The 25,910-nt window shown below is 66.3% G+C and carries 22 protein-coding genes and 1 pseudogene; 14 read left to right on the top strand and 9 right to left on the bottom strand.

Going from position 1 to position 25,910, the window contains the following annotated elements; genetic code table 11:
* Positions 1-167: 167 nt before the first annotated feature.
* On the bottom strand, positions 168-740 hold the full coding sequence (locus GWK50_RS16780) for a 5-formyltetrahydrofolate cyclo-ligase (protein ID WP_162017488.1): 573 nt from the start codon (positions 738-740) through the stop codon (positions 168-170).
* A 15-nt stretch (positions 741-755) separates the two neighbouring features.
* On the opposite strand from GWK50_RS16780, the gene GWK50_RS16775 reads away from it, so the two are divergent.
* A complete protein-coding gene (locus GWK50_RS16775) occupies positions 756-2,738 on the top strand; it encodes a lytic transglycosylase domain-containing protein (RefSeq protein ID WP_162017487.1) in 1,983 nt (660 codons plus the stop codon).
* Between the two features lie 666 nt (positions 2,739-3,404).
* Here GWK50_RS16775 and GWK50_RS16770 read toward each other — a convergent pair.
* From GWK50_RS16770 to GWK50_RS16760, 3 genes are all read right to left on the bottom strand, one after another.
* The gene (locus GWK50_RS16770; RefSeq protein ID WP_162017486.1) at positions 3,405-4,334 is read right to left on the bottom strand and encodes an MBL fold metallo-hydrolase; all 930 of its coding nucleotides are present in this window, start codon (positions 4,332-4,334) and stop codon (positions 3,405-3,407) included.
* 152 nt (positions 4,335-4,486) lie between these two features.
* Complete coding sequence (locus GWK50_RS16765; protein WP_162017485.1) at positions 4,487-6,172, bottom strand: AMP-binding protein; 1,686 nt, start codon at positions 6,170-6,172, stop codon at positions 4,487-4,489.
* Positions 6,173-6,238: 66 nt separating this feature from the next.
* On the bottom strand, positions 6,239-6,979 hold the full coding sequence (locus tag GWK50_RS16760) for a hypothetical protein (protein ID WP_162017484.1): 741 nt from the start codon (positions 6,977-6,979) through the stop codon (positions 6,239-6,241).
* A gap of 120 nt (positions 6,980-7,099) precedes the next feature.
* Here GWK50_RS16760 and GWK50_RS16755 point away from each other — a divergent pair, with 120 nt between their 5' ends.
* Positions 7,100-7,999 (top strand): alpha/beta fold hydrolase, encoded by a 900-nt coding sequence (locus GWK50_RS16755; protein WP_162017483.1) that lies wholly within the window; start codon positions 7,100-7,102, stop codon positions 7,997-7,999.
* A 25-nt stretch (positions 8,000-8,024) separates the two neighbouring features.
* Here the strand turns inward: GWK50_RS16755 and phhA are convergent, their stop codons facing one another.
* From phhA to GWK50_RS16735, 4 genes are all read right to left on the bottom strand, one after another.
* Positions 8,025-8,918 (bottom strand): phenylalanine 4-monooxygenase, encoded by an 894-nt coding sequence (gene phhA / locus GWK50_RS16750; protein ID WP_162017482.1) that lies wholly within the window; start codon positions 8,916-8,918, stop codon positions 8,025-8,027.
* Between the two features lie 75 nt (positions 8,919-8,993).
* Positions 8,994-10,139, bottom strand: coding sequence for a 4-hydroxyphenylpyruvate dioxygenase (gene hppD / locus GWK50_RS16745; protein WP_162017481.1), 1,146 nt, complete (start codon positions 10,137-10,139; stop codon positions 8,994-8,996).
* Between the two features lie 305 nt (positions 10,140-10,444).
* Positions 10,445-11,398, bottom strand: coding sequence for a lipase secretion chaperone (locus GWK50_RS16740; protein ID WP_162017480.1), 954 nt, complete (start codon positions 11,396-11,398; stop codon positions 10,445-10,447).
* Entirely contained in the window at positions 11,398-12,330 is a 933-nt protein-coding gene (locus tag GWK50_RS16735; protein ID WP_162017479.1) for a triacylglycerol lipase, read from the bottom strand. The genes GWK50_RS16740 and GWK50_RS16735 overlap by 1 nt, the downstream gene beginning before the upstream one ends.
* Before the next feature lie 156 nt (positions 12,331-12,486).
* On the opposite strand from GWK50_RS16735, the gene GWK50_RS16730 reads away from it, so the two are divergent.
* From GWK50_RS16730 to fabB, 6 genes are all read left to right on the top strand, one after another.
* Entirely contained in the window at positions 12,487-12,969 is a 483-nt protein-coding gene (locus GWK50_RS16730; RefSeq protein ID WP_162017478.1) for an Lrp/AsnC family transcriptional regulator, read from the top strand.
* Positions 12,970-13,180: 211 nt separating this feature from the next.
* Complete coding sequence (locus GWK50_RS16725; protein WP_162017477.1) at positions 13,181-13,915, top strand: GNAT family N-acetyltransferase; 735 nt, start codon at positions 13,181-13,183, stop codon at positions 13,913-13,915.
* A 355-nt stretch (positions 13,916-14,270) separates the two neighbouring features.
* Complete coding sequence (locus tag GWK50_RS16720) at positions 14,271-15,152, top strand: transporter associated domain-containing protein (protein ID WP_162017476.1); 882 nt, start codon at positions 14,271-14,273, stop codon at positions 15,150-15,152.
* The gene (gene lnt, locus GWK50_RS16715) at positions 15,149-16,747 is read left to right on the top strand and encodes an apolipoprotein N-acyltransferase (protein ID WP_162017475.1); all 1,599 of its coding nucleotides are present in this window, start codon (positions 15,149-15,151) and stop codon (positions 16,745-16,747) included. Before GWK50_RS16720 ends, lnt begins: the two co-directional genes overlap by 4 nt.
* Before the next feature lie 80 nt (positions 16,748-16,827).
* On the top strand, positions 16,828-17,349 hold the full coding sequence (gene fabA / locus GWK50_RS16710; RefSeq protein WP_162017474.1) for a 3-hydroxyacyl-[acyl-carrier-protein] dehydratase FabA: 522 nt from the start codon (positions 16,828-16,830) through the stop codon (positions 17,347-17,349).
* Positions 17,346-18,569, top strand: coding sequence for a beta-ketoacyl-ACP synthase I (fabB, locus tag GWK50_RS16705; protein ID WP_162017473.1), 1,224 nt, complete (start codon positions 17,346-17,348; stop codon positions 18,567-18,569). Before fabA ends, fabB begins: the two co-directional genes overlap by 4 nt.
* Before the next feature lie 62 nt (positions 18,570-18,631).
* On the opposite strand, the gene GWK50_RS16700 is transcribed toward fabB, so the two are convergent.
* Entirely contained in the window at positions 18,632-19,132 is a 501-nt protein-coding gene (locus GWK50_RS16700; RefSeq protein WP_242455419.1) for a hypothetical protein, read from the bottom strand.
* A gap of 20 nt (positions 19,133-19,152) precedes the next feature.
* Between GWK50_RS16700 and GWK50_RS16695 the strand changes: the two are divergent.
* From GWK50_RS16695 to GWK50_RS16670, 6 genes and pseudogenes are all read left to right on the top strand, one after another.
* Positions 19,153-20,019 (top strand): annotated as a pseudogene (locus GWK50_RS16695) (type II asparaginase); the annotation flags it as partial.
* A gap of 241 nt (positions 20,020-20,260) precedes the next feature.
* Positions 20,261-21,166 carry a glycine--tRNA ligase subunit alpha gene (gene glyQ, locus GWK50_RS16690; RefSeq protein ID WP_162017472.1) on the top strand — a complete coding sequence of 302 codons (906 nt, stop codon included), beginning with the start codon at positions 20,261-20,263 and terminating at the stop codon, positions 21,164-21,166.
* A 187-nt stretch (positions 21,167-21,353) separates the two neighbouring features.
* The gene (gene glyS, locus GWK50_RS16685; protein WP_162017471.1) at positions 21,354-23,492 is read left to right on the top strand and encodes a glycine--tRNA ligase subunit beta; all 2,139 of its coding nucleotides are present in this window, start codon (positions 21,354-21,356) and stop codon (positions 23,490-23,492) included.
* A gap of 204 nt (positions 23,493-23,696) precedes the next feature.
* Positions 23,697-24,284, top strand: coding sequence for a hypothetical protein (locus GWK50_RS16680; RefSeq protein WP_162017470.1), 588 nt, complete (start codon positions 23,697-23,699; stop codon positions 24,282-24,284).
* Between the two features lie 78 nt (positions 24,285-24,362).
* Entirely contained in the window at positions 24,363-24,929 is a 567-nt protein-coding gene (gene gmhB / locus GWK50_RS16675; protein ID WP_162017469.1) for a D-glycero-beta-D-manno-heptose 1,7-bisphosphate 7-phosphatase, read from the top strand.
* A 10-nt stretch (positions 24,930-24,939) separates the two neighbouring features.
* The gene (locus GWK50_RS16670) at positions 24,940-25,884 is read left to right on the top strand and encodes a SprT family zinc-dependent metalloprotease (protein WP_162017468.1); all 945 of its coding nucleotides are present in this window, start codon (positions 24,940-24,942) and stop codon (positions 25,882-25,884) included.
* Positions 25,885-25,910: the final 26 nt, after the last annotated feature.

Here is a 25,910-nt window from a genome sequence, read left to right as displayed (position 1 = left end):
AGCGGGGGCCAGCAGACACCGCGCAAGGGCCGCCCCGCCGCGCAGGGGGCGGCCCCTCTCCCCCGACCCCTTCCCCGCGAGGGGGGAGGGGAGGTGTTACCCCTCTCCCCTGGTGGGAGAGGGGCAGGGGGAGAGGGGCCGCCGCAGGCGACTCAGGGGGATGTGCCTCATACAGGCCATACCACCCCGTTGTCGTTCAGGATCGCATCCAGCGGCAGGTCGTGCGCCTCGGGCTCGAAGTCGTCGAGGTAGCCCTGGGTGTAGCCCAGGCCCACGGTAGTTGGGCGGGGCTGCAGGGTGGCCAGGGTGCGGTCGTAGAAGCCGCCACCGTAGCCCAGGCGGTAGCCGCCCGGTCCGTAGCCCACGCAGGGCACGAAGAGCAGTGTGGGCACGATCAGCTCGGTGTCCTTGGGCTTGGGGATGCCGTAGGCGTCTTCCTCCATGGGGCAGCCGGGGTACCAGGCGTGGAAGGTGAGGGTCTTGTGCTGCTTGTTCACCACGGGCAGGCCGATGCGGCGCAACTGCGGTTCGTCGAGCAGTTCGCCGTCTTCCTTCCAGCGGTGCAGGGCGGGCAGGGGGTCGAATTCGCCCTTGATGGGCCAGTAGGCGCCGATGATGGTGTCGGGCCGGTTCACGAGCCAGATGCGCATGACCTGTTGCAATAGGTCGGCGCGCTGTAGGCGATCGGGCAGGTTCAGGCGTTGTTCCACCAGAGTGCGCCGCAGGGCTGCTTTGTCCATCACATAATTCCCCGAATGTATTTATCGAAGATTCTGACACCGCTGGTGGCCTGTGCGCTGCTGGCTACGCCCACGGCCCCTGTTTGGGCCCAGCCCAAGGGGGACCAGGTGCTGCTGGACATGCAGCAGGCTTTTCGCAAGGGCGACCGCAAAAGGCTCGAACAGCTCCTTCCCCAGGCCAAGGGCCATGCGCTGGAGCCCTGGGCGGCCTACTGGGAGCTCAAGGCCCGGCTGAACGACGCCTCGGCACAGGAAGTGCAGGGCTTTCTGCAGCGCTGGGCGGGCACTTACCACGAAGACCGCCTGCGCAACGACTGGTTGCAATTGCTGGGCCAGCGCCGCGATTGGGCGCAGTTTGCCGAGCACCACGCCCAGTACCGCATGCAGGACGACAAGGAGGTGCGCTGCTACGCGCTGCTGATCGAAGACATCAAGGGCACTGCCAGCCCCAACGTGGGGGATGAGGTACGCCGCCTGTGGCACAGCCAGCGCGACGCCGATGACGGCTGCGCCCACGCTGCGGCTGAGCTGCTGGCGGCGCGCAAGCTCAGTGCGTTGGATGTGTGGCGCAAGGCGCGCCTGGCTGTGGAAGCCAACCGCCCCGGTGTGGCGCGCAAGGCGGTGGAAATCGTGGCGCCCGATGCGCTGCCCACATTGCGCGAGGCCCTGGACGCGCCCAGCAAGTTCCTGCGCGCACACTCCACGGCCCGTGGGCGGATGCGGCAGGAGCTGGTGTTGCTGGCCCTCATCAAGCTGGCGGGCAGCGACATCGAATCCGCCGCGTCGCAGCTGGATGCCAAGTGGGGCGTGCACCTGTCGCCCGAAGAACGCAACTGGGCCTGGGGCGTGATGGGCAAGGTGGCGGCGCAAAAGCTCTCGCCCAGTGCCATGGGCTATTACGCCAACGTATCGCGCGATACGGACCTGAACGACGACCTCCTGGCCTGGAAGGTGCGTGCCGCCCTGCGCGCCGGGCAGTGGAGGGAGGTGCGCCATGCCATCGACGCCATGGGCGAGGAGCAGCGCCAGGACGCCACCTGGGTGTACTGGAAGGCCCGCGCGCTGCTGGCCGGCCGCCCCAACGACCACGAGCGCGCCCAGGCCCAGCGCCTGCTCGAAGGCATTGCCGGTACACGCGGCTTTTACGAACAACTGGCGCTGGAAGAACTGGGCCAGCGCGTGACGCTGCCCCCCGCCCCCGCACCGCTGACCGAGGAAGAGAAAGCCGCTGCGCGCGCCAACCCCGGCCTCAACCGGGGGCTGTACGCCATCCTCATCGGCCTGCGTGGCGAGGGCGTGCGCGAGTGGAACTACACCACCAACCTGCACCGCCCCGGCGGCATGAACGACCGCGAACTGCTGGCCGCCGCCGACTTTGCCTGCCAGCGCGAGGTGTGGGACCGCTGCATCAACACCAGCGAACGCACGCGCGGCACCATCGACATGGTGCAGCGCTTCCCCATGCCCTTCCGCGACGCGGTGGTGGAGCGTGCCAAGTCCATCGGACTCGACCCGGCCTACGTCTATGGCCTGATCCGGCAGGAAAGCCGCTTCATCATGGATGCCCGCTCGCACGTGGGTGCCTCGGGTCTCATGCAGGTGATGCCCGCCACCGCACGCTGGACGGCCAAGCGCATCGGGCTGACGGACTTCCGTGCCGAGCAGATCACCGACCGCGACACCAACATCGCCATCGGCACGGCCTACCTCAAGCTGGCGCTGGACGACTTCGGCGGCTCCATGCCCATGGCCGCTGCCGCCTACAACGCGGGGCCCGGCCGCCCACGGGTGTGGCGCAACGGCACCGTGCTGGACGCCGCCATCTGGGCCGAGAACATCCCGTTCAGCGAAACGCGTGACTACGTGAAGAAGGTGCTGGCCAACACCACCAACTACGCGGCGCTGATCACGGGGCAGCCGCAGTCGCTCAAGGCGCGGCTGGGGACGGTGGGGCCGCGGGGGGTTGCGGAGCCGGAGGTGAACAAGGAACTGCCTTGATGGTTCTTGGGGGCTGTTTTTGAGGGTGGCTGGCCGGGTCTCGCCCCGGGGGGCGAGGTACTTTTCTTTGCTTCGCCAAAGAAAAGTACCCAAAAGAAAGGCGACCCACTGTCTGCGACCCCTTCGCGGTGCGAAGGAGCAAACCTGCGTCGGGGCGTTTGCGGGGTGCGCCGTGGAACTCACTGCGCTGCTGCGCAGCTTCGTTCGGACAACCCCGGCGAGTCAGATGACAAAGCATGCGCGCTGCGACGCGCATGCCCACCCCGCAAGCGCCCCGCCGCAGGCGCAGCCAGAAGGGGTTGGAAAGAACACGGGCCATCGCTGCGCCCTGTGGGGCCGAGCGCAGCGATGGCCCGTAGGACTGTTGGGCTGCCACTATCCCTTCAGGATGCGCCGAGGAGCGCAGCGGCCAGCGGATCAGGGCTCGCGATTGTCTGAGCGCCGCAGGCGCGAGTTCGAGCGAGACCCCGTTGCCCGCAGCGAAGCGGAGGGTCGGAGCCAGCAGGGTCGCCCTTTCTTTGCTTACTTTCTTTCGGCGAAGCGAAAGAAAGTGAGTCGCCCGCCGGGGCGAGACCCGGCCAGCTGCCCACTGCAACTACATGATGATTGCTATAAAAAATATAGCTGTTTGCGCTTATCAGATAAGCGTCAGAGGCCAAAAACACCTCAAATATTCACCAGCACATCCCCTTCCCGCCGCGCCGCCCCCGAGCGCACAAGCTCGTCCATCAGCCCCTCCAGCCACTCGGCCTGGCCGCGGTCGCCGAAATGCCGCTGGTGCATGGTGCCGAAGTAGGGCGTGGCGTCGGTCCAGGCGCGCAGGTCGGGCAGGCTGATGCGCTGCCATTCCAGCAGCTTGTACTTGAGCAACACCTTGGCGGCATAGAGCGCGTGCTTGCCGGGGTTGCTGGCGAAGCCGTCGAGGCGCCTGCGTGCCACGCCCAGGGCGCGCGGGGCATCGTGGAACACCGGGCCGTGGCCGGGGATCACGGTGCGCGGAGCCAGGTGCTCGATCAGGTCGAGCGTGCGTGCCACTTCCTCGAAGGCGTCGGCACCATCGAGCTCGGGGAAGACCACGCCGAAGCCGTTCTCCCACAGTGCATCGGCCGAGATGAGGATGCGGTCCTGCGGCTCGAACAGCACGATGGAATGCGGGTCGTGCCCCGGCGCGGCGTGCACCTGCCAGGGGCGGTCGCCCAGCAGCTCCTCGGTGCCGGGTTGCAGCAGGGCGTCGCATCGGAACTGCGGGCATTCCTGGCCCGTGGGCGTGTAGCTCAGGGCGTAGGGGTCCCAGTGGCGCACATGCGCTGCCTGGCCGGGCGGGATGGCGGTGTGCACCTGCGGCCAGGCCTGCTGCAGCGCGGCGTTGCCGCCGCAGTGGTCGCTGTGCAGGTGGGTGTTGAGGATGCGCTCCAGCGGCCGTCCGCCCAGCGCGGACTGCACCAGCGCCAGCGTCTGCGCGCTGTGCGTGCAGTAGCCCGTGTCCACCAGCGCGGCGCCCGAATGCAGTCCGGTGAACAGGATGTTGTTCGACGACAGCCAGCCGCGTTCAAAAACAGTGACTTCGGGCGGAAGGGCCGATGGATGTTGCGTCATAAGCTATCCAATGAAAATTTGCTGCCCGTGGTGGTTGCCATGCGCGCGGCCCAGCCCAGCGACCGCCGCGCAAGGGCCGCCCCGCCGCGCTGGCGGTGTCCCCCTTCCGCAGCGCGCAGCGCTGCAAGAGAAGGGGGAAGCGGCGCAGCCGCTCAGGGGGTTGTCCTTAACTCGCGGCGCAGGATCTTGCCCACGTTGGTCTTGGGCAGGTCTTCGCGGAACTCGATGTACTTGGGCCGTTTGTAGCCGGTGAGGTTCTCGTGGCAGAAGCGTTCCACGTCGCTTTCTTCGAGCGAGGGGTCGCTGCGCACCACGAACACCTTGACGGCCTCGCCCGATTTCTCGTCGGGGATGCCGACGGCGGCGCATTCGAGCACGCCGGGGCAGGTGGAGATGACGTTCTCGATCTCGTTGGGGAAGACGTTGAAGCCGCTGACCAGGATCATGTCCTTCTTGCGGTCGATGATGCGCGTGTAGCCCTCGGCGTCCATGATGCCGATGTCGCCCGTGCGCATGAAGCCGTCGGGTGTGAAGGCCTTGGCGTTCTCCTCGGGCTGGTTGTAGTAGCCCGGCATGACGTTGGGGCCACGGATGCAGATCTCGCCCGATTCGCCCTGGGGCAGGCTGTTGCCGTCATCGTCCTTGATGGCGATCTCGATGCCCGGCAGCGGCAGGCCGATGGTGCCGGTGAAGGTGGTGTTGTTGACCGGGTTGTTGGTGCCGATGGCGCAGGTCTCGCTCATGCCCCAGCCCTCGATCATGGTGCTGCCCGTGACCTTCTGCCACTGTTTGGCCGTGCCCTCGGACGCCGCCATGCCGCCGGCCTGCGACACGCACAGGTGCGAGAAGTCGAGCGCGCGGAACTGTGGGTTCTGCAGCAGGGCGTTGAACAGCGTGTTCACGGCCGGCAGCATGTGGAAGGGGCGTTTCTTGAGCACCTCGACGAACTTGGGAATGTCGCGCGGGTTGGGGATCAGCGTCAGGCGCGAGCCCTGGCGGATGGCCAGCAGGCACAGCGTGAGCGCGAAGATGTGGTACAGCGGCAGCGCGGCAATGCTGTTGGCCTTGCTCAGGTCACCGATCTTGGACAGCGCCGGCGTGAACCAGGCCTCGGCTTGCAGCGTGGCGGCAATGATGTTGCGGTGGGTGAGCACCGCGCCTTTCGACAGGCCCGTGGTGCCGCCCGTGTACTGCAGGAAGGCAATGGAGTCGTGGTTGGCCTGGCTGGGTTGCAGCGTGCGGCGCGCGCCCATCGCCAGCGCCTTCTTGAAGCTGGTGACCTGGCGGCCGCCGGTGAGCGGCAGCTCATAGGCGGGCACCATCTTGGCCAGGTGGCGCACGGCGAAGGTGATCCACTGGCCGTACCAGAAGCCCAACATGTCGCCCATGGAGGCCATGACCACATGCTTGACGTTGGTGTGATCGACCACTTCGGCCAGCGTGTGGGCGAAGTTCTCTAGGATGACGATGGCGGTGGCGCCGGAGTCCTTGAGCTGGTGCTCCAGTTCGCGTGCGGTGTAGAGCGGGTTGACGTTCACACAGGTGTAGCCCGCGCGCAGCACGGCGGCCATGGTCACGGCGAACTGCGGCACGTTGGGCAGCATGATGGCCACGCGCGCGCCGGGCTCCAGCCCCTGGCCCTGCAGCCAGGCGCCGAGGGCGGCGGAATGGCGATCCAGCTCGCCGTAGCTCATCCAGCGTTCCATGCACACCGAGAAGGGGCTGGCGGCATGCTTGCGCATCGCCTCTTCCAGCAGGTGCGCGGCCGAGCGGTACTGATCGGGGTCCACGTCGTGCGGTACGCCCGCGGGGTAGTTCTTGAGCCAGATCTTGTCCATGCGTTGTTCTGCAGTCAGGATGGGGAAAAAAGGAGGCCCCATTCTCTGTGTTGCAGTGCGCAAGGGCTACCGGGCAAGTCCTAGGGTGGCCTCCAATTGCGTCCCGCAGGCGACAGGGTCGCCGTCGAACAGCGCCTGCATCAACATGGCTTCGCGCTCGTGCACGGTGCTCAGAAAATGCTCCACCGCACCGCGCCTGCGCGCCATCTCGCCAAAGGTGTCAAACCCCGTTTCCAGAAAATGCTGCAAGGCCCCCAGGCCGGCGGCCTGGGCGGGCTTGCGCATCATGCGCAACATCATGCGCAGGCCGGGCATGCGCGTGAAGCGGGTGAGGTCTTGGCCCAGCTTCATCACGCTGGCCAGTTGTTGTTCGCGCTCGGCGCGCTCGCCCACGCCGCGCCAGGCGGCCACGTAGCGGGCGGCGTCGGCGGGGGTGGGGGGCAGGTGCACCCAGGCCAGCCCCATGGCGTGGTCCAGCCGCTCGGTTTGCATGTGCAGTAGCGCCAGGTCGGTGGCGGTCTGCACCACCGCCTGCGGAAACACCGTCTGCAAGGTGCCCGCGATGCGACCGAATTGCGTGTCGCGCTCGCTGTAGTCGCCGGGGCTGTACAGCTCCTCCAGGAAAAATCGCGTGGCACCCTGGTACAGGGGGTCGGCCATCAGGTCGGCATAGGTGCCAGCGAAGCGGCGCGACTGCCATTGCTTGACGGCCAGTACGGCCTGGGCCAGCGATGGGTCGGCCTGCTGCTGCACGCGCAGCGCGGTCACGTCGGCAAGGCTGTGGCGGATGGTGTCGGCAGCGTCCATGGCTGGAGGGGATGGTCTATGCTTTCACCATTACACCGAAAAACGGCGTTTCCCCCCTTGCGCCACCTCGAAAGCCCGCATGAATAGTCTTCCCTCTCTTCACTTCGCTGCAGGTACACCATGATCGCGCGCATGCAATTGCTGGCGCTGGTGTCTCTGGTGCTATCCCTGGCGGCCTGGTGGGCCTGGGCGCTGCCCCAGGGGCTGGATCTGGCCTGGGCAGGAATGGGTGTTTTTGCGGGGATGTATGTGCTGGGCCTGGGCCTGCCCTTTGTGCTGATGCATGCCGTCAACCAGGCTGATGTGGCGCCCCGGGCCACGCTGGCGCAGGTGTTGCGGGCGGCCGTGGCCGAGGCGCGCTGGGCGCTGGTGGTGTTTGCCTGGCGCCAGCCGCTGCGCAGCACCAGCGTGCCCGACTGGCTGCCCGATGCCCCCACCGGTCGGCGTGGCGTGGTGCTGGTGCACGGCTTTTTGTGCAACCGTGGGTTGTGGCTGTCCTGGATGCCGCTGCTGCGTGCGCGCGGCCATGCCTACGTGGCGGTGAACCTGGAGCCGGTGTTCGGCTCCATCGATGCCTATGCCGCCACGGTGGACGAGGCGGTGCGCCGTGTGACGCAGGCCACCGGCCTGCCGCCCGTGATCGTGGCGCACAGCATGGGCGGCCTGGCCACGCGGGCTTGGCTGCGGGCGTTTTCTGCCGATGCGCGGGTGCACCGGGTCATCACCTTGGGCACGCCGCACGGCGGCACCTGGCTGGGCCGCTGGAGCCAGGCCACCAACGGACGCCAGATGCAGCAGGCCAGCCCGTGGCTGCAGCAACTGCAGCTTGACGAGCCCCTCACCCGCGCCCGCCTGTTCACCTGCTGGTATTCCAACTGCGACAACATCGTCTTCCCGGCGCGCACGGCGGCGCTGCCCGGCGCGCGCCAGCGCTTTGTGGCGGGCCTGGCGCATGTGGAAATGGCCTGCGATGCGCAGGTGATGGCCGAATGCCTGGAAGAACTGGCGCAGGCGGATTGAGGGGCGCGCAGCGTCGGCGGTTCTCTCAGCGCTCCAGCATGCAGCGAAAACCGGGGTAGCTTTCGGCGTCCGTGGCGTTGTCGCCATCGTCCGGATCGCGCGCATTGGCTGCCAGTTCGGGTTGCTTGCGCAGGCGCTCGTACATCGGGCCGAAGTCCGGGTCGGTCATGGCAAACAATTGCTCGAAGCTGTCGATGACGAAGTAGGTCTGCTGGAAGCTGTCGATCTTGTAGCGCGTGCGCATGGTGCGCTCCAGCCGCAGCGGCAGGCGCTGTGGCTCGGGGCTTTGCACGGCGTAGCGCAGTTCGCCGGCCGAACTGAGGATGCCTGCGCCATACGCGCGCAGCCCCTCGGGCTGGCGGATCAGACCAAACTCGATGGTGTACCAGTACAGCCGCGAGAGCATCTCGCACGCGCCCAGGCGCTCGGCCTTGAGCCCCCCTTCGCCATAGCGCTGCACGTAGTCGGCAAACACCGGGTCGAACAGCAGCGGCACATGGCCGAACAGGTCGTGGAAGATGTCGGGCTCGACGATGTAGTCGAACTCCTCGGGGGTGCGAATCCAGTCGGTGACCGGGAACTTGCGGTGGGCCAGCAGGGTGAAGAAGGGCACCTCGGGGATCAGGCCGGGCACGGACACCAGCTCCCATCCGGTGGCGCGGTGCAGGTGCTCGCTGATGTCGTCCAGCCGCGGAATGCGTTCGCGCGCGCCCAGCCGGGGCAGTGCGGCGATGAAGGCATCGCAGGCCAGGCCGGGCAACTGTGCGCTCTGGCGTTCGTACAGGCGGCGGTAGGTGTCGTGGTCCTGCGCGGTATAGGCGTTCCAGTCCTGGGTGCAGGTGTAGTCGGGGCGGGCGCGGGCGTAGTCACCCCGCGGGGGGCGCTCGCTCGCTCCATAGACGACGGGTTCGGCGGCCATGGTGTGTCTCCTGGTTTTTTGTCATGGTGCGCACAGGCCGCTTCGGTGGCGGCCTGTGTCGGGGGGGCAGTCCGCTCAGGCCTGGCCCGGAGCCTTGAGTACGCCGCGCCGGATCTGGTCCAGCTCGATGGACTCGAACAAGGCCTTGAAGTTGCCGTTGCCAAAGCCCTCGTCTCCCTTGCGCTGGATGAACTCGAAGAAGATGGGGCCGAGCTGGTTCTCGCTGAAGATCTGAAGCAGCAGTGCGTCCTTCTTGCCGTCGATCAGGATCTTGCGGTCACGCAATGCGGCGAGCGGCTCGCCGTGGCCGGGGATGCGCTTTTCCACGAGCTCGTAGTAGGTGTCGGGCGTGTCGAGCAGGCGCACGCCGCTGGCGCGCAGCTTGTCCACGGTGGCGTAGAGGTCATCTGAGCCCATGGCGATGTGCTGGATACCCTCGCCTTTGTACATGTCCAGGTATTCCTGGATCTGGCCCGGCTTGTCCTTGCCTTCCTCGTTGATCGGGATGCGGATCTTGCCGCAGGGGCTGGTCATGGCTTTGCTCTTGACGCCCGTGACCTGGCCTTCAATGTCGAAGTAACGGATTTCGCGGAAGTTGAACAGACGTTCGTAAAAATCGGCCCACTCGGCCATGCGGCCGCGGTGCACGTTGTGCGTGAGGTGGTCGATGTAGGTCAAGCCATGGCCCACGGGGTTGAGCGCTTCTTGCGCACTCACGCCCGGCAGGGGCTCGAAGTCCACGTCGTAAAAGCCGATGTTGCCGATGTCGCCGGGCTGTGCGCCGCCCTTGCCGCGCCAGCGGTCCACAAAATAGATCAGGCTGTCGCCAATGCCCTTGATGGCCGGGATGTTCAGTTCGCCAGGGCCCGCCTTGCCGGCATAGCCCCAGGCGCCCAGCGAGATGGCGCGCTCGTAGGCGGCCTTGGCGTCGTGCACGCGAAAGGCAATGGCGCAGACGCTGGGCCCGTGCAGGCGCGCAAAGCGCTGGGCAAAGCTGTCGGGCTCGGCGTTGACGATGAAGTTGATGCTCCCCTGGCGGTACAGCAGCACGTTCTTGTGACGGTGCCGTGCCACGGGTTGGAAGCCCATGGCCTGAAAGCTGCGTCCCAGTGCGGCTGGATCGGGTGCGGCGTACTCGATGAATTCGAAGCCGTCGGTGCCCATGGGGTTGTCCCAGGCGTCTTGGGGGGCGGTGGCCGTTTCCGGCAGTGCAGCGTTCATGGTGTCTCCGTAGTTGCTTGACCTGAGAGGCTGAGAGTCTTTTGCCAATGCCCGCCTTGCACGCCAAAACACCCCTGCTCGTCGTTGCAAATGCTCGCCATAGCCCGCGCTATGGCTGCGCTTTGCGCCTCGATCAGCGGCGCTTTGACGCGCCTTTCGGGCACGGGCAAAAAACTTTCAGCCTCTGAGTCATGCACTGTAGGCGCCAGGGAGATCAGTGTTCGCGCGAAATGGGCCTCATAAAACAAGGTGTTTGCAGGAATTTTGCGTCACATCAAATCCATGTGCGCGAAACGGGTGCTGTATCAGCGGTTTTGCGCAGGGCTGCGCAGGCCCAGGGCGCCTTCCAGGCGCAGCTGTTCTTCGGGGGTGAACAGGGTCTGGCGCAGTTGATCCAGGCGGGCGGCATCCTGCCCGGCGCTGCGCGCTTGTTGGTATTGGTCCAACCGGGCGTTCCAGTCGCGCTCTTCGCGGTCCAGGCGTGCCAGGCGCTCTGCGGCCTCGGCGCCGTAGGTGGCGCTGCGCTGGGCAAAGCGGGTGGCATCGTCCGCCCCCTGGGCGTTGAAGGCGGCGGTTTGCTGGGCGGCGCCGACATGGGCCACAGATTCGCTGCGCTGCGCGCGCAGCGGGGCGGGCAACTGGGCTTCGGTCTCGGCCAGGGCCTTGCGCTTCTCCTCGGCACTCAGCGCGGTGTTGCGCTCGATCTCCAAGCGGGCCAGAAGGGCCTGGTCCAGCAGTTGTTGCTGGCCGAACAAGGCCTCGTACTCGTCGCCGTCGAAGTGCTGCAGGCGCAGCTTCTGGCGCTGCTCCAGCGCCTGTCGCATGGCATGGGGGTCCAGCGGATCGGCGGGGGGACGCAGTTGTCCCAGCGCCACCCGGTAGTCCACATAGCGCCGCGCCAGGGCCAGGGCGCGGGTGGTCATCTCTGGCGCAAAGTGCTGGCCGACCAGCGCCTCCAGCCGCAGCTTCAAGGCGTCGGGGCTGCCGGCTTCGCCGGCGTCGTGCAACATGGCCTCGATGGCGTCCCGCAGGCCGGGGGTCAGCAACGGGTCGTTGCCCGCTGCGCCTGGGGTTGTGCGTCCTTGGCCGAGGGGGTGGGGCGGTGGGGCTGCGCGGGCCAGGGCCTGTGCAGGCCCCTGGCCCTGGGCGGCGGGCGGTGCGGTGTCGGTGGGCGAGGTGTCCCCGCCCAGAAACCACCACAGTGCGCCCGCACCGGCCAGGGCGGCGACTGCTCCACCGGCCCACACCGCCTTGTGCATCACAGGCCCAGGTTCTTCAGGCGGTTGGCCTGCTGGCGGTACACCGTGACGGGATCGGTAGCGAACCAGTCGCGCAGACCCAGCACCTGGTTGACTTCGTCCAAGTGGTTTTGCGAGTAGTCGCCCAGGTGTTTACCCAGGCGCGACGAGCAGGCAGACACCAGGCCGTCGTTGGCTTCGCCAAACACCAGGCCCAGCACGGCCAGGGGGGCGTCGCTCACGTCCAGCAGGTTGGTCAGCGTCTTGGTGCCGGTCCAGGAGTAGTAGCGCACGCCATTCACCAGTTCGGCGCCGTTGCCGCAGCCGCTGGTGGGTACACCGGCGGGGAAGCGCTGGTTGAACTTGGCGGAACCAGCCGTGGTGAGCGAATCCAGCGCGGCCGTGGGCATTTGCGGCAGGCTGCTGCCGCCCGAGGTCAGGTTGATCAGGGTGACCAGGGCTTTGGCGGCACCGTTCGCCACGCTCTCGCTGACGCTGCCTGCAGGTGCCACACCACGCATGATGTCGGCCACGCGCGAGCCGCGGTTCACGCCACCCACCGAGGTGACCGAGGCCACGAGCTGCGGCGCCACACCGGCCACGTAGCGCGTGGTGGGGCCGCCGTGAGAGTGGCCGATCAGGTTGACCTTGGACGCACCCGTGATGGCCAGGATGTTCTTCACCTGGGCCAGCAGTTGCTCGCCGCGCACCTCGGTGCTGTTGGCGGCCGACACCTGGGCCACATAGACCTTGGCGCCATCGCGGCGCAGCGCTTCGGGGATGCCGTAGAAGTAATCGACGCCCAGCGCCGAATCAAAGCCAAACAGCCCGTGCACCAGCACGATGGGGTAGCGCGTCTGGGTGTAGGTGCCTGCATGGGCGCCGTGCAACAGAGCTAGGGACGCACACGCGAACGCCAGGCCGCGCAGCGCGCGGCGAATGAAACCGGTCATGAATGTCTCCTGTGGATTTTGTATTGCACAAAAACGAACGACCGTGCGTTTTTGTGGAATTTATTGTTGGGTAATCCATGGGTTATCACTATCGGGACATACCCGATACAAGGGCAAAGTGATCTCCGTGGATGGGTGGCGCGTAATAATTGCGTCATGAATACTTCTGACGCATTGGACAAGCTGGATAGGGCTATATTGCGCTGTTTGCAGCACAACGGCCGGGAAACCTACGAGGTGATTGGCGAGCAGGTGGGCCTGTCGCCCAGTGCCGTGCTGCGCCGTGTCAAGCGCCTGGAAGAGAGCGGCGTGATCGATCGCTATGTGGCACTGGTGCGCCCCGAGGCGGTGGGCCTGGGGCTCACGGCCTACCTCAATGTGCGGCTGGAAAAGCACACCGAAACCCACAAGCGCAACCCCATGGATGTGTTTCGCGCCAGCGTGCAGACCTGGCCCGAGGTGGTGGAGTGCGCTTCACTGACCGGCGAAATGGACTACCTGCTGCGCGTGGTGGTGGCCGACATGGCGCACTACAGCCGCTTCATCATGGACACCTTGCTCAAGCACCCCAGCGTGCAGGATTGCAAGACCAGCTTCGTGCTCGACCGTGTGAAGACCACCACGGCGGTACCGGTGTAAAGGCCAACACCGCGCGTGGCCTGGTGAAGGGTCACGGGCAGCGCATCGGAGACTCCCAACCTGTCTCCGTGCCGACACCTTGTGCTGGTGTGGGCAAGCGGGCTCTTTTGCAAGTCATTGATTTCATGCACTAAATTCGGGTTTGTGTTGAATTGTTGCAATGCAGCAAAAATGTCTTGGAATTGCCAGGGAAAACCCCTATATTGGTTCCATGACCGCAAACAACGAATGGCTTCAGGCCGCCTTGGACACTGCCGATCCCGTATCGACACGGGGAAAGGGCGGGCGCCCGCCTGGCGCCGCCAAGCATCTGATGGTGCCGATCCGTTCGCTGGGGCCCAGCCACCGCGAGCGCATCGCCAGGCATTTGTTCGCTTTGGATGCGGAAGATCGCTATCTGCGCTTTGGCTACCCGGCCAGTGACGAGCAGATCCGGCGCTATGTGGATCAGCTCGACTTTGACCGTGATGACATCTTCGGTATCTACAACCGTCGGCTCGAACTCATCGCGATGGCGCACCTGGCCTATACGCCCCTGCCCGAGCATGCGAACTGCGCCGAGTTCGGTGTTTCGGTGGCGCGCTGTGCACGCGGGCGTGGCTACGGGGCGCGGCTGTTCGACCGGGCCGTCATGCACGCGCGCAACGCGGGTGTGCGCATGGTCTTCATCCATGCACTGACCGAAAACACGGCCATGCTGCGCATCGCCAGCAATGCCGGGGCCGTGGTGCAGCGCGATGGCTCCGAATCAGAGGCGTTTCTGCAACTGCCGCCCCCCAATCTGGACTCCCGCATGACCGAAATAGTCGAGCAGCAGTACGGCGAGGTGGACTACCAACTCAAGCGCCAGGCCAAGCAGTTCTGGGCCTTCCTGGCCAGCGTGCGCGGCATGGGGGATGAAGTGCGCGAAGGTGTGCGCAAGGCGCTGGGGTCCACCGATCGCTGAACGCGGACCTCGGCACACGATCCGTGCCGTCATGGCAAACCATTATCTTAGTGTAGTGCTTCACTCTGATTGGTACTTTCAGAGCCCCGAAAAAGCTGCCCGGCTAGGCGCAGCGCGCGGGCAATGGTGGTGCCCTTGTCAAGCGCTGCAACGACGCTGGGCGGCTTTTTCGGGGCTCCCTTCGGGCCAGTGGCCAAGGGGCCATCTGCGTTGTTGCAGTGGCTTGACGTAACCCGCTATGCCTGCGCCCCTGCGCCTAGCAGCTGACCCCTTGGCCACTGGCTGAAAGTGCCAATCAGAGTGAAGCACTACACTAGGGGCCTGTCCCACTACCGCACGTCCTGCACCCTAGGCTGTGTCCGAACCACACCCTGCGCGCTCGCCTGAACGCGAAGACAAGCGCACGCTTCTGCAAAAACTGGTGGAGTTCATCCACCCTGGCCCCGACTCGGCCGAAGAGCTGATTGAAACCCTGGCCGAGGCCGAAAGCAACGACGTGATCGGCGCCGATTCGCGCGTCATGCTCGAACGCGTGATCCGCATGGCCGACATGACGGCGGGCGACGTGATGGTGGCGGCGCCGCGCATGGACCTGATCAACATCGATGCGCCGTATGACGAGATGCTGCACCTCATCATCAGCACCGCGCATTCGCGTTTTCCGGTGTACCAGGGTGAGCGCGAGAACATCATCGGCATCCTCATGGCCAAGGATTTGCTCAAGCTGCAGCGCGCGCCCGAGCTGAACATCCGTGCACTCCTGCGCCCGGCGGTGTTTGTGCCCGAGAGCAAGGGCCTCAACGATCTGTTGCGCGAATTCCGCGGCAATCGCAACCACCTGGCTGTGGTCATCGACGAATTCGGCCGCGTGGCCGGGCTGGTCACCATCGAGGATGTGCTGGAGCAGATCGTGGGAGAGATCGAGGACGAATTCGATATTCCCGAGGAAGAAGGCGACATCTTCGCGCTGGCCGACCGCACTTACCGCGTCAGCGGCGATACGCCGGTAGAGCGCGTCAGCGAGGCTTTCGGCGTGCAGGTTGTGGGCAGTGACGCCGACGAAGCATTCGACACAATCGGCGGTCTGATCGCCCACGAAATGGGCCATGTGCCGCGCCGGGGCGAGCAACTCGCGCTGTGCGGCCTGCAGTTCGTGGTGCTGCACACCAAGGGCGGGGCGGTGCGTTGGTTCAAGGTGGCGCCATTGCCGCCCGATTCGGCAGCGGCTGCCGGATGACTTCCCCACGGTACGCGCCAGCGCAGCCCAGGCGCTGGCTGGCGCTGTGGTGGGCGGCTGCGGCTGGGGGGCTTCAGGCCGCGTCGCTCGCGTGGCCGGGCAACGGCCAGCCCTTGTGGTGGTTGCAGATGGCCTCGTTGGCCGTGCTCGCCTGGCTCCTGAGCGTTTCGCAGGGCTGGCGACGCGGTGCACTGCTGGGCGGTGTGTTTGCCACGGCCTGGCTCACGGGTACCTTCTGGTGGCTCTATGTCTCCATGCACACCTACGGGAGCCTGGCGGCGCCCCTGGCCGCGGCTGCGGTGCTGGCGCTGGCAATGTTTCTGGGCAGCTACTATGCGCTGATTTCAGGGCTTTTTGTGCACTTTGCGCCCAAGGGACGGGCGCAAGGTGCTATTGTTTTCGGAGCGTTTTGGTTGTTGGCCGAGCTGGCGCGTGGCGTCTGGTGGACGGGCTTTCCCTGGGGCGCTGGCGGCTATGCCCATGTGCAGGGGCCGCTGGCGGCGCTGGCGCGCTGGGTTGGTGTGTACGGCGTGGGCGCGGTGGCGGCTGCGCTGACCATGTTGCTGGTGCAGGTACGCATGTCCGATCTGCGCAGCCTGCGGGCCTGGGCGCTGGTGCTGTTGCTCGGTGCCATTGGCGTAGCAGCCGCCCTGGACCGACACTGCGCCGTGGAGGCGTGCCACACCCCCATCCAGGGGCGCAAGACGCCAGTTCCCCTGGTGCTGCTGCAGGGCAACATCCCGCAGGACGAGAAGTTTGAACCCGGCTCCGGTGTGCCCATGGCCTTGCAGTGGTACCGCGACCTGCTCCTGCAGCCGCACCGGGCGCTGGTCGTGGCACCCGAAACCGCCTTGCCGCTGTTGCCCCAGCAACTGCCCGAGGGCTACCTCCAGGGCCTGCAAGACCACTTTGCCCAGCCTGAGCGTGCGGCCCTTATCGGCCTGCCCCTGGGCAGCATGGAAGAGGGCTACACCAACTCGGTGATGGGGTTGCGCGCCGGGCAGAGCGAGGTGTACCGCTACGACAAACACCACCTTGTGCCTTTTGGCGAGTTCATCCCGCCTCTGTTCCGCTGGTTCACCGATCTGATGCGCATCCCGCTGGGCGACTTCAACCGGGGCGCGCTGGTCCAGCCTACGTTCGACTGGCGCGGGGAGCGCTTTGCGCCCCACATCTGTTACGAGGACCTGTTTGGCGAGGAGCTGGCCGCACTGTTCGTCCAGCCCGGCAGGCCAGCGCCCACCGTGCTGGTGAACCTGAGCAACATCGGCTGGTTTGGCAACACGCTGGCCATCGATCAGCACCTGGCCATTGCGCGCATGCGTGCGCTGGAGTTTGAGCGCCCCATGGTGCGTGCCACCAACACCGGCGCCACGGCCATCATCGACCACCGGGGCGTGGTCACGCACCAGTTGGCACGCCACGAGCGTGGTGTGCTGGTGGGGCAGGTGGAAGGGCGCGATGGTGCGCCCACACCTTATGCCCACTGGGCCGGGCACTGGGGGCTCTGGCCGCTGTGGGCTCTGGGTGGGTTGGTGCTGATGATGGCGGCCCTGCGCAAGCGAGTGCCAAAGGGCCCAAGGCATACGGGATAATGGGGGTCCGCCATGACATCCCGGGGCGGGCACGATGAAAACCAGGGCGGCCCAGCCGCCGATGCGGAGCAAGACTGACAATGGCCGAATCCTTTTCCTATGACCAACTGATCGCCTCGGGCGAAGGCCGGCTGTTCGGCCCCGACAGCGGACGCCTGCCCTTGCCGCCCATGCTGATGTTCGATCGCATCACGCACATCGACAGCGACGGTGGTGCCCATGGCCTGGGCCGGATCGTGGCCGAACTGGACGTCAAGCCGGATCTGTGGTTCTTTGCCTGCCATTTCCAGGGTGATCCGGTCATGCCCGGTTGCCTGGGGCTGGACGCGATGTGGCAGCTCATCGGCTTCTACCTCACCTGGCTGCGCCTGCCGGGCCGGGGCCGCGCGCTGGGCGCGGGCGAGGTCAAGTTCACGGGCGAAGTGGGCCCCGATGTGAAGCTCGTCACCTACGAGATCGATATCAAGCGCGTCATCAAGCGCAAACTCAACATGGCCATCGGCGACGCACGCCTGCTCGCCGACGGCAAGGAAATCTACGTAGCCAATGACCTGCGCGTGGGCCTGTTTCTGCGCGAAGGCGACAGCAAGGAAGCGGCATGACCAAGAAGCGCGTAGTCATCACGGGCGCGGGCATCGTCTCGTGCATTGGCAACGATTGGGCCACAGTGGAGGCCTCGTTGCGCGCGGGCACGAGCGGCATCAAGGCCGTGGAGAAGTTCACCGAACTGGGACTGCGCAGCCAGGTCGCGGGCGTGCCCGAGATCGACATCGAGGCGCGCATCGACCGCAAGCAATTGCGCTTCATGGGCGATGCCGCAGCCTACGCGCAGATTGCGCTCGAAGACGCGATCAAGCAGGCAGGTCTGACGCCCGAGCAAGTCAGCCACCCGCGCACCGGCCTCATCATGGGCTCGGGTGGCGGTTCGCCCGCCAACCAAATCGAGGCGGCCGATACACTGCGTGAAAAAGGCATCCGCCGCGTGGGCCCGTACCAGGTCACGCGCTGCATGAGCAGCACCGTGTCGGCATGCCTGGCCACCAACTTCAAGGTCAAGGGCATCAACTACTCCATCACCTCGGCCTGCTCCACCTCGGCGCACTGCATCGGCGCGGCCGCGCAGCAAATCGCCTGGGGGATGCAGGACGTGGTGTTCGCCGGTGGCGGCGAGGAACTGTCCTGGGGCATGGCCCTGCTGTTCGACGGCATGGGCGCCATGTCCAGCAAGTACAACGCCACACCCGAGAAGGCTGCGCGCGCCTACGACGCCAACCGCGACGGCTTCGTCATCGCCGGCGGCGGCGGTGCCGTGGTGCTGGAGAGCCTGGAGCACGCCCAGGCGCGCGGCGCCACCATCCTGGCCGAAGTGGTGGGCTTTGGCGCCACCAGCGACGGTGAAGACATGGTGGCCCCCTCGGGCGACGGCGCCATTGCCTGCATGAAGCAGGCCATGGAAGGGCTGGATGCGCCCATCGACTACATTAACACCCATGGCACTTCCACCCCTGTGGGCGACATGCAGGAAGTGCGCGCCATGCAGGCCGTGTTCGGCGACCAGGTGCCGCCGTTCTCGTCCACCAAATCACTCACCGGCCACTCGCTGGGCGCCACGGGCGTGCAGGAGGCCATCTACTGCCTCATCATGCTGGGCAAGCAGTTCATCGCCGGTTCGGTCAACGTCGAAACCCCCGACCCGTTGCTGGGCGGCATGCCGCTGGTCACCCGCACGCGCGACGCCATTCTGAATACCGTGCTGTCCAACAGCTTTGGCTTTGGCGGCACCAACGCCAGCCTGGTGCTGCGTCGCTGGCAGGGCGCCTGATCCCCCCGCTGGCTTGAGCCAGTCGGCCCGCCTCTGCAACTGCGGGGGCGGGTTTTTTTACGTCATTTGCGTGTGTGGGGTGACAGCGCTGCGTGCAGCAGACCCGGCAGCATGGTGAGCATGCGTGTCGCATGAAGCCCCGGCGGATGGGCGCTGGCATGGTAGCTGTAGAGCGACATGGGCGGCAAATCGGGCAGTTCCATGGCCACCATCTGGGCCGGGTCGAGCCGGGTGGCGGTGAGGAAGTACACCACCGTCCAGCCCATGCCCATGCCCAGGCGCACCAGCTCCAGCGCCAGCGCCAGGCGCGATGTCTGCACCTGGATGCCCGGCCCGGCAGGCGACCCTAGCCGCTGCGCAATCTCATCGATGGCCTGGCGCATGGGATCGTCCCCCACCAGGCGGATCTCGGGCTCCTGCGCCAGCCGTGCCCCCAGGCTGGCCGCGCGGGGCGCGCGTGGCCATACACAGGTGGCCACCGCCAGATACAGCCTGCCGCTGACCAGCAAGTCGCTAGCAATCTGAGGGTGGGGATGTTTGTAGAAACCCAGGCAGAAGTCCACGCTGCGTGTGAGTAAAGCCTCCCGAGCTGGCCAACGTCGCCAAGGTGTCGGGTGAACAGGTGTTCCAGATCGCGTCGGAGAGCTTTACCAACGAGCACCTGCTCAAGCTGGGTCAGCGTGTTTCCGCCTTGTCCAAGCAGGCCGACGTGGACGGCATCGTCATCACCCACGGGACCGACACGCTGGAAGAAACCGCGTACTTCCTGAACCTCACGGTGCGCACGAACAAGCCCATCGTGGTGGTGGGCTCCATGCGTCCTGGCACGGCCCTGTCGGCCGATGGTGCGTTGAATCTGTACGACGCCGTCAGCGTGGCCGCCAGCAAGGACGCTGCGGGCAAAGGCGTGCTGGTGACCATCAACGACGAGATCCAGAGTGGCCGCGATGTGCACAAGCACATCAACATCAAGACCGAGGCCTTCAAGAGCCAGTGGGGGCCGCTGGGCATGGTGGTGGAGGGCAAGAACTACTGGTTCCGCGCGCCGGTCAAGCGGCACACCACGCAGTCCGAATTCAACATCGATGACATCAAGACCCTGCCCGCAGTGGACATTGTGTACGGCTACGGCAACATGAACACCACAGGCATCGAAGCCTATGGCAAGGTGGGCGTCAAGGCGCTGATCCACGCCGGCACGGGCAATGGCTCGGTGGCTGCGCAGGCGGTGGAATCGCTCAAGGCCCTGCGCAGCCAGGGTGTGCAGATCGTCCGCTCGGCCCGCGTGCCCGATGGCTTTGTGCTGCGCAATGCCGAGCAGCCCGACGACAAATACGACTGGGTGGTGGCGCATGACCTGCGCCCGCAAAAGGCCCGCATCCTGGCCATGGTGGCTTTGACCAAGACCCAGGACAGCAAGGAATTGCAGCGAATCTTCTGGGAATACTGATCTTCTGGAGGCGCGCCCATCGTTTGCCTCTGCGATCCGCATGCGACACCGGTGGCCAAGGCCGGGGCTCCACAAGGGCCCCGGCCTTTGTTCTTGGCGGGGCGCCGTAAAATCGCCGGTTTGGCCCTGGCGCCACGTGACCTCCTTCCTGGAGGGCGGCGCGCCTGGGCTTCGGCGAGATCCCGTTGTTGTTTCACCTTCCTCATTGCCCGGCTCTGGCCTTGCCAGTGCCCCGAACCTCATGTTGACCTTCCAGCAAATCATCCTGAAGCTGCAGTCCTACTGGGACGCCCAGGGCTGCGCGCTCCTGCAGCCCTACGACATGGAAGTGGGCGCGGGCACCTCGCACACCGCCACCTTCCTGCGCGCCATCGGCCCCGAGCCCTGGAAGGCCGCTTATGTGCAGCCCAGCCGCCGCCCCAAGGACGGCCGCTACGGCGAGAACCCCAACCGCCTGCAGCACTACTACCAGTACCAGGTGGTCCTGAAGCCCGCGCCTTCCAACATCCTGGAGCTGTACCTGGGCAGCCTGGAAGCCCTGGGCTTTGACCTCAAGAAGAACGACATCCGCTTCGTCGAGGACGACTGGGAGAACCCCACGCTGGGCGCCTGGGGCCTGGGCTGGGAGGTCTGGCTCAACGGCATGGAGGTGACGCAGTTCACCTACTTCCAGCAGGTGGGCGGTATCGACTGCAAGCCCATCACGGGCGAGATCACCTACGGCCTGGAGCGCCTGGCCATGTACCTCCAGGGCGTGGACAACGTCTATAACCTGCAGTGGACCGACACGCTGAAGTACGGCGATGTGTACCACCAGAACGAGGTCGAGCAGTCCACCTACAACTTCGAGCACTCCGACGCCGACTTCCTGTTCACCGCTTTCAACGCCCACGAAAAGCAGGCCAAGTACCTGATGGAGCAGCAACTCGCGCTGCCCGCGTACGAGCAAGTCCTCAAGGCGGCGCACAGCTTCAACCTGCTGGATGCGCGCGGTGCCATTTCGGTGACCGAGCGTGCCGCCTACATCGGCCGCATCCGCAACCTGGCCCGTGCCGTGGCACAAAGCTACTACGACAGCCGCGAACGCCTGGGCTTCCCCATGGCTCCGCGCGAATGGGTGGCAAACATGCCCAAGAAGACCGCCTGAAGTGAGACACCCCCCTGAGCCGCTTCGCGACTTCCCCCCGCTCTCGCATTGCTGCGCAATGCGGGCAGGTGGACGCAGCCCGCGCTGCGGGACGGCCCTTGCGCGGCTGCCTGCGCATGGGCCGCGCCTGTTTCAGGCATCTCTGGCGTAGCGAATGCCCAACGGATAACGGAATAGAGTCGATCACATGACCACGCAAAACCTTCTCGTAGAACTGTTTGTCGAAGAACTGCCCCCCAAGGCATTGCAAAAGTTGGGCGACGCCTTTGCCGGCGTGCTGTTCGACCAGCTGCAGGCCCAGGGTCTGACGGGCGACGACTCGGGCGTTACCGCCTACGCGTCGCCGCGTCGCTTGGCTGCGCATGTGCGCCATGTCTGGCTCAAGGCCGAAGACAAGGCCGTGCGCCAAAAACTCATGCCCGTGGCCGTGGGCCTGACGCCCGAGGGCCAGCCCACGCCCGCGTTGCTGAAAAAGCTGCAGGCCCTGGGCGCCGACCTGTCCGACCCCGCCGCCGCAGTGGCCCGCCTGCAGCGCGCGCCCGATGGCAAGGCTGAAGCCTTGTTCTATGACAGCCTGGTCAGCGGCGCCACGCTGGACACCGGCCTGCAAAAAGCGCTGGACGAAGCCATTGCCAAGCTGCCCATCCCCAAGGTCATGAGCTACCAGCTGGAGACGGATTGCGAGCTGCCCGGCTGGAGCAGCGTGCATTTCGTGCGTCCCGCGCATGGCCTGGTGGCCCTGCATGGCAGCACGGTGGTGCCGGTCAAGGCGCTGGGCCTGACGGCAGGGCGCACCACCCAGGGCCACCGCTTCGAGGCGGCCAAACCGGTGGTGGAGATTGCCCACGCCGACCAGTACGCAGAGACCCTGGCGCGTGACGGCGCCGTGATCGCCAGCTTTGTCGAGCGCAAGGCCGAGATCGCCCGCCAGCTCGCAGCCGCTGCTGCGCGCCTGGGTGGTGGCGTGCGCCCCATCGAGGATGACGCCCTGCTCGACGAGGTGACGGCACTGGTCGAGCGCCCCAATGTGCTGGTCTGCGCGTTCGAGGAGCAGTTCCTGGACGTACCGCAGGAATGCCTCATCCTCACGATGAAGGCCAACCAGAAATACTTTCCGCTGCTCGATGCGGCAGGCAAGCTGACCCACAAGTTCCTGGTGGTGAGCAACATCTGCCCCGAAGACCCTTGCTTCGTCATTGGCGGCAACGAGCGCGTGGTGCGCCCGCGCCTGGCCGATGCCAAGTTCTTCTTTGACCAGGACCGTAAAAAGACATTGGCCTCGCGCGTGGACAGCCTGGCCAAGGTGGTCTATCACAACAAACTGGGCACGCAGGGCGAGCGTGTGGAGCGCGTGCGCGCCATCGCCAAGGCCATCGCGCAGCAGCTGGGCGATGCGCAACTGGTACAGGACGCCGACCTGGCCGCGCAACTGGCCAAGACCGACCTCGTGACCGACATGGTGGGCGAGTTCCCTGAGCTGCAGGGCATCATGGGCGGCTACTACGCCCTCAACGACGGTCTGGGCGAGACGGTGGCCCAGGCCATCGAAGACCACTACAAGCCGCGCTTTGCGGGCGACGCGCTGCCGCGCAACATGGCCGGTGTGGTCGTGGCGCTGGCCGACAAGCTCGAAACCCTGGTGGGCATGTTCGGCATCGGCAACCTGCCCACGGGCGACCGTGACCCGTTCGCGCTGCGCCGCCATGCGCTGGGGGTGATCCGCATGCTGGTGGAGAAGAACCTGCCGCTGGACCTGCTGGCGCTGCTGAAGGGCGCCGTGCCCGCGTTCGGCGACAAGACCCAGGACGCCACGGCGCAGCTGGCCGACTTCATCTATGACCGCCTCGCCGGCAGCCTGCGCGAGCAAGGCTACAGCGCCCAGGAAGTGGACGCCGTGCTGGCCCTGCGCCCCCAGCGCCTGGCCCTGGTTGAGAAGCAGCTCGCAGCGGTGCGCGCCTTCGCCGCACTGCCCGAAGCCCCCGCGCTGGCGGCAGCCAACAAGCGCGTGGGCAACATCCTGAAAAAGGCCGAGGCCGAAGGTGCGGTGGATGCCCACGTCAACCCCGCCCTGCTGCAGGAGCTGGCCGAGAAAGACCTGTACGCTGCGCTGCAGCGCTTCGTGCCTGAGGCCAATGCGCAGTTCGACGCGGGCGATTACACCGCCAGCCTGCAAACCCTGGCCGTGTTGCGCGCGCCGGTGGATGCGTTCTTTGACGACGTGATGGTCAACGCCGAGCAGCTCGATTTGCGCCTGAACCGCCAAGGCTTGCTCAAGACGCTGCATGTCGCCATGAACCGCGTGGCGGATCTCGCTCGGTTGGCTTGAGAACTCCCCCCTTGTCGCCTTCGGCGCCCCCTCTCCCCCGACCCCTCCCCCGCGAGGGGGGAGGGGAGGTATTGCCCCTCTTCCCTGGTGGGAGAGGGGACGCTCCCTGCGCGGCGGGGCGGCCCTTGCGCGGGAGCCCTGATCGGGAGGCCGCGCCCTTTTCATGGGCCGTGATTGTGCGGAGTAGCCGTTGGTTTTATGCCCATGACCACTGATTCCGCCCGCAGTCAGCGCACGGCCTGGCTGCTGTTTGGTCCACCGGCGTTGCTGGCGGCGCTGCGTGCCTGGCAACAATGGCAGGCTGAACGTGCGCCCTTGCCAGCCGCCTGGCCGCTGAAGCCGCTGCCGCCGCCGCAGGCCACGGCGCTGGATTTGTTCCTGCCAGCATTGGTGGGCCTGGCGCTTGTGGCGCTGCTGGCAGCGGGGCTGTGGTGGCTGGCGCGCCGGGGCCATGGGCGCGGGGTGCGCGCAGGGCTGCTGGGCGCCTGGGTGCTGGCCTGCCTGGGCGGCGCTGGTGCGTTGCTGCTGCGCACGCACAACCTGCAGAATCTGCAGGCCCAGCCGCCGGTGCAGGCCCAGGTGCTGGGCAGCCGCGCCGTGTCGCCCAGTCTGCGCGGCACCGGGGGCACCGAGCTGATCCTGCGCATCGAAGGCCTGGCGCAGCCCCAGCAATCCATCATTTCCGACCCGCAGGCCGCCACCTGGCGGCCGGGCCAGCGCCTGCAGCTCCAGTGGGCGCGGGGGCGTACCCATGGGCTGTACGTCACGGGTTGGCAGTTGCCGAACGACTGATTCCGCGGCGCTGAATCAGCGAGCGCGCGCATTGCGGTGGTGCGCGAGGGAGGTGTCCAGTGTTGCCATAATGCAGCCATGAAAATCGCCATCCTCGACCGCGACGGCACGATCAATGCCCTGGAGCCCGATGCGTTCGTGGCGTCGCCTGACGACTGGACCGCGCTGCCCGGCGCGCTGGAGGCGATTGCGCGGCTCAACCACGCTGGATGGCATGTGGTGGTGGCCACCAACCAGCCAGGCCTGGGGCGGGGGCTGTTCGACATGGCCACGCTCAACGCCATCCACGCCAAGATGCACAAGCAACTGGCGGCGGTGGGCGGTCGCATCGACGCGGTGTTCTTCTGCCCCCATGCGCCCGACGACGCCTGCCACTGCCGCAAGCCGGAACCCGGGCTCATGGAGCAGATCTGCGAGCGCTACGGGGTGGACGCCGAGGACGTGGTGGTGGCCGGCAACTGCCGTGTGCATCTGCTCGCGGGCGCGGCCCTGGGCGCGCGGCTGCACCTGCTGTGCACGGGCGAGTCGGCCGCCATGGAGCCGGGCCAGGCCTTGCCTCCCACTTGGCCTGCGGGCGTTCAGATCCATGCCGATCTGGCCGCTTTTGCCGAGCACCTGCTGAGCAACGCCAGCGCCGCCGCCTGACAGGTGCCGCATGCAGCGTTTTGTGCAACTGGCACTGGACCTGTTCGACCCACGGCCTGCGTTGCCTTCTTCAGGCAAAAATGTGGCTCAAACGCCCGTTGATAAAGCGCAAAACGCTATTCATTTGATAGCAGATTCGGTCATGCAGCCCAGCATCCCGCTGTCACAGGTGCTGCCTGCCGCCGCCTTTGCCCATCCGCAGGCCAACCGCGAGCTGCGCCTGGGCGATGCCGTGGTCGCCTACCGGCTGGAGCGTGCACGCAGGCGCAGCATCGGCTTCACCGTAGGGCCTGACGGCTTGGCTGTGCGCGCGCCGTCCTGGGTCACGCTGGGTGCCGTGGATGCCGCACTGCGCGACAAGTCGGACTGGATCCTGCGCAAACTGCACGAGGCGCGCGAACGCCGCCAGCGCCTGGAGCATGCACGCATTGCCTGGCACGACGGCACCGTGCTGCCCTACTTGGGCACGCCGCTGCAGGTGGTGCTCGATGCGCGCCACAGCGCGCGTGGTGTGCTGCACGATGTGGCTGTCACCAGCGAACCCGCCGCCGCCTGCGGCCCCCAGCGCCAACTGCGCATTGGTCTGAGTGCATCGGCCCAGCCCGTACAGATCCGCGACGCCGTGCAGGCCTGGCTCATGCGCAATGCACGCCTGCATTTCAGCGCCCGGCTGGACCACTTTGCCCCGCAGCTGGGCGTGCGTTGGACCCGCCTGCGCCTGTCCAGCGCGCAAACCCGCTGGGGCAGTGCGCGTGCCGATGGCTCCATCTGCCTGAACTGGCGCCTGCTGCACTACCCCCAGGCCGTCATCGACTACGTCGTCGTCCACGAACTGGCGCACCTGCGCGTCATGGACCACAGCCCGCGCTTCTGGGACACCGTGGCCAGCGTGGTGCCCGACTACGCCCGCTTGCGCCGCCAACTGCGCGACGAACCCGCACCGCAGTGGGAATAAATGCTATAAAAATAATAGCTGCTTGC

Source organism: Acidovorax sp. 210-6 (genome assembly GCF_010020825.1).
Classification (GTDB): Bacteria; Pseudomonadota; Gammaproteobacteria; order Burkholderiales; family Burkholderiaceae_C; genus Simplicispira; species Simplicispira sedimenti.
The sequence above is the reverse complement of the archived record's forward strand: the minus strand, read 5'-3'. Positions and strand labels throughout refer to the sequence as shown.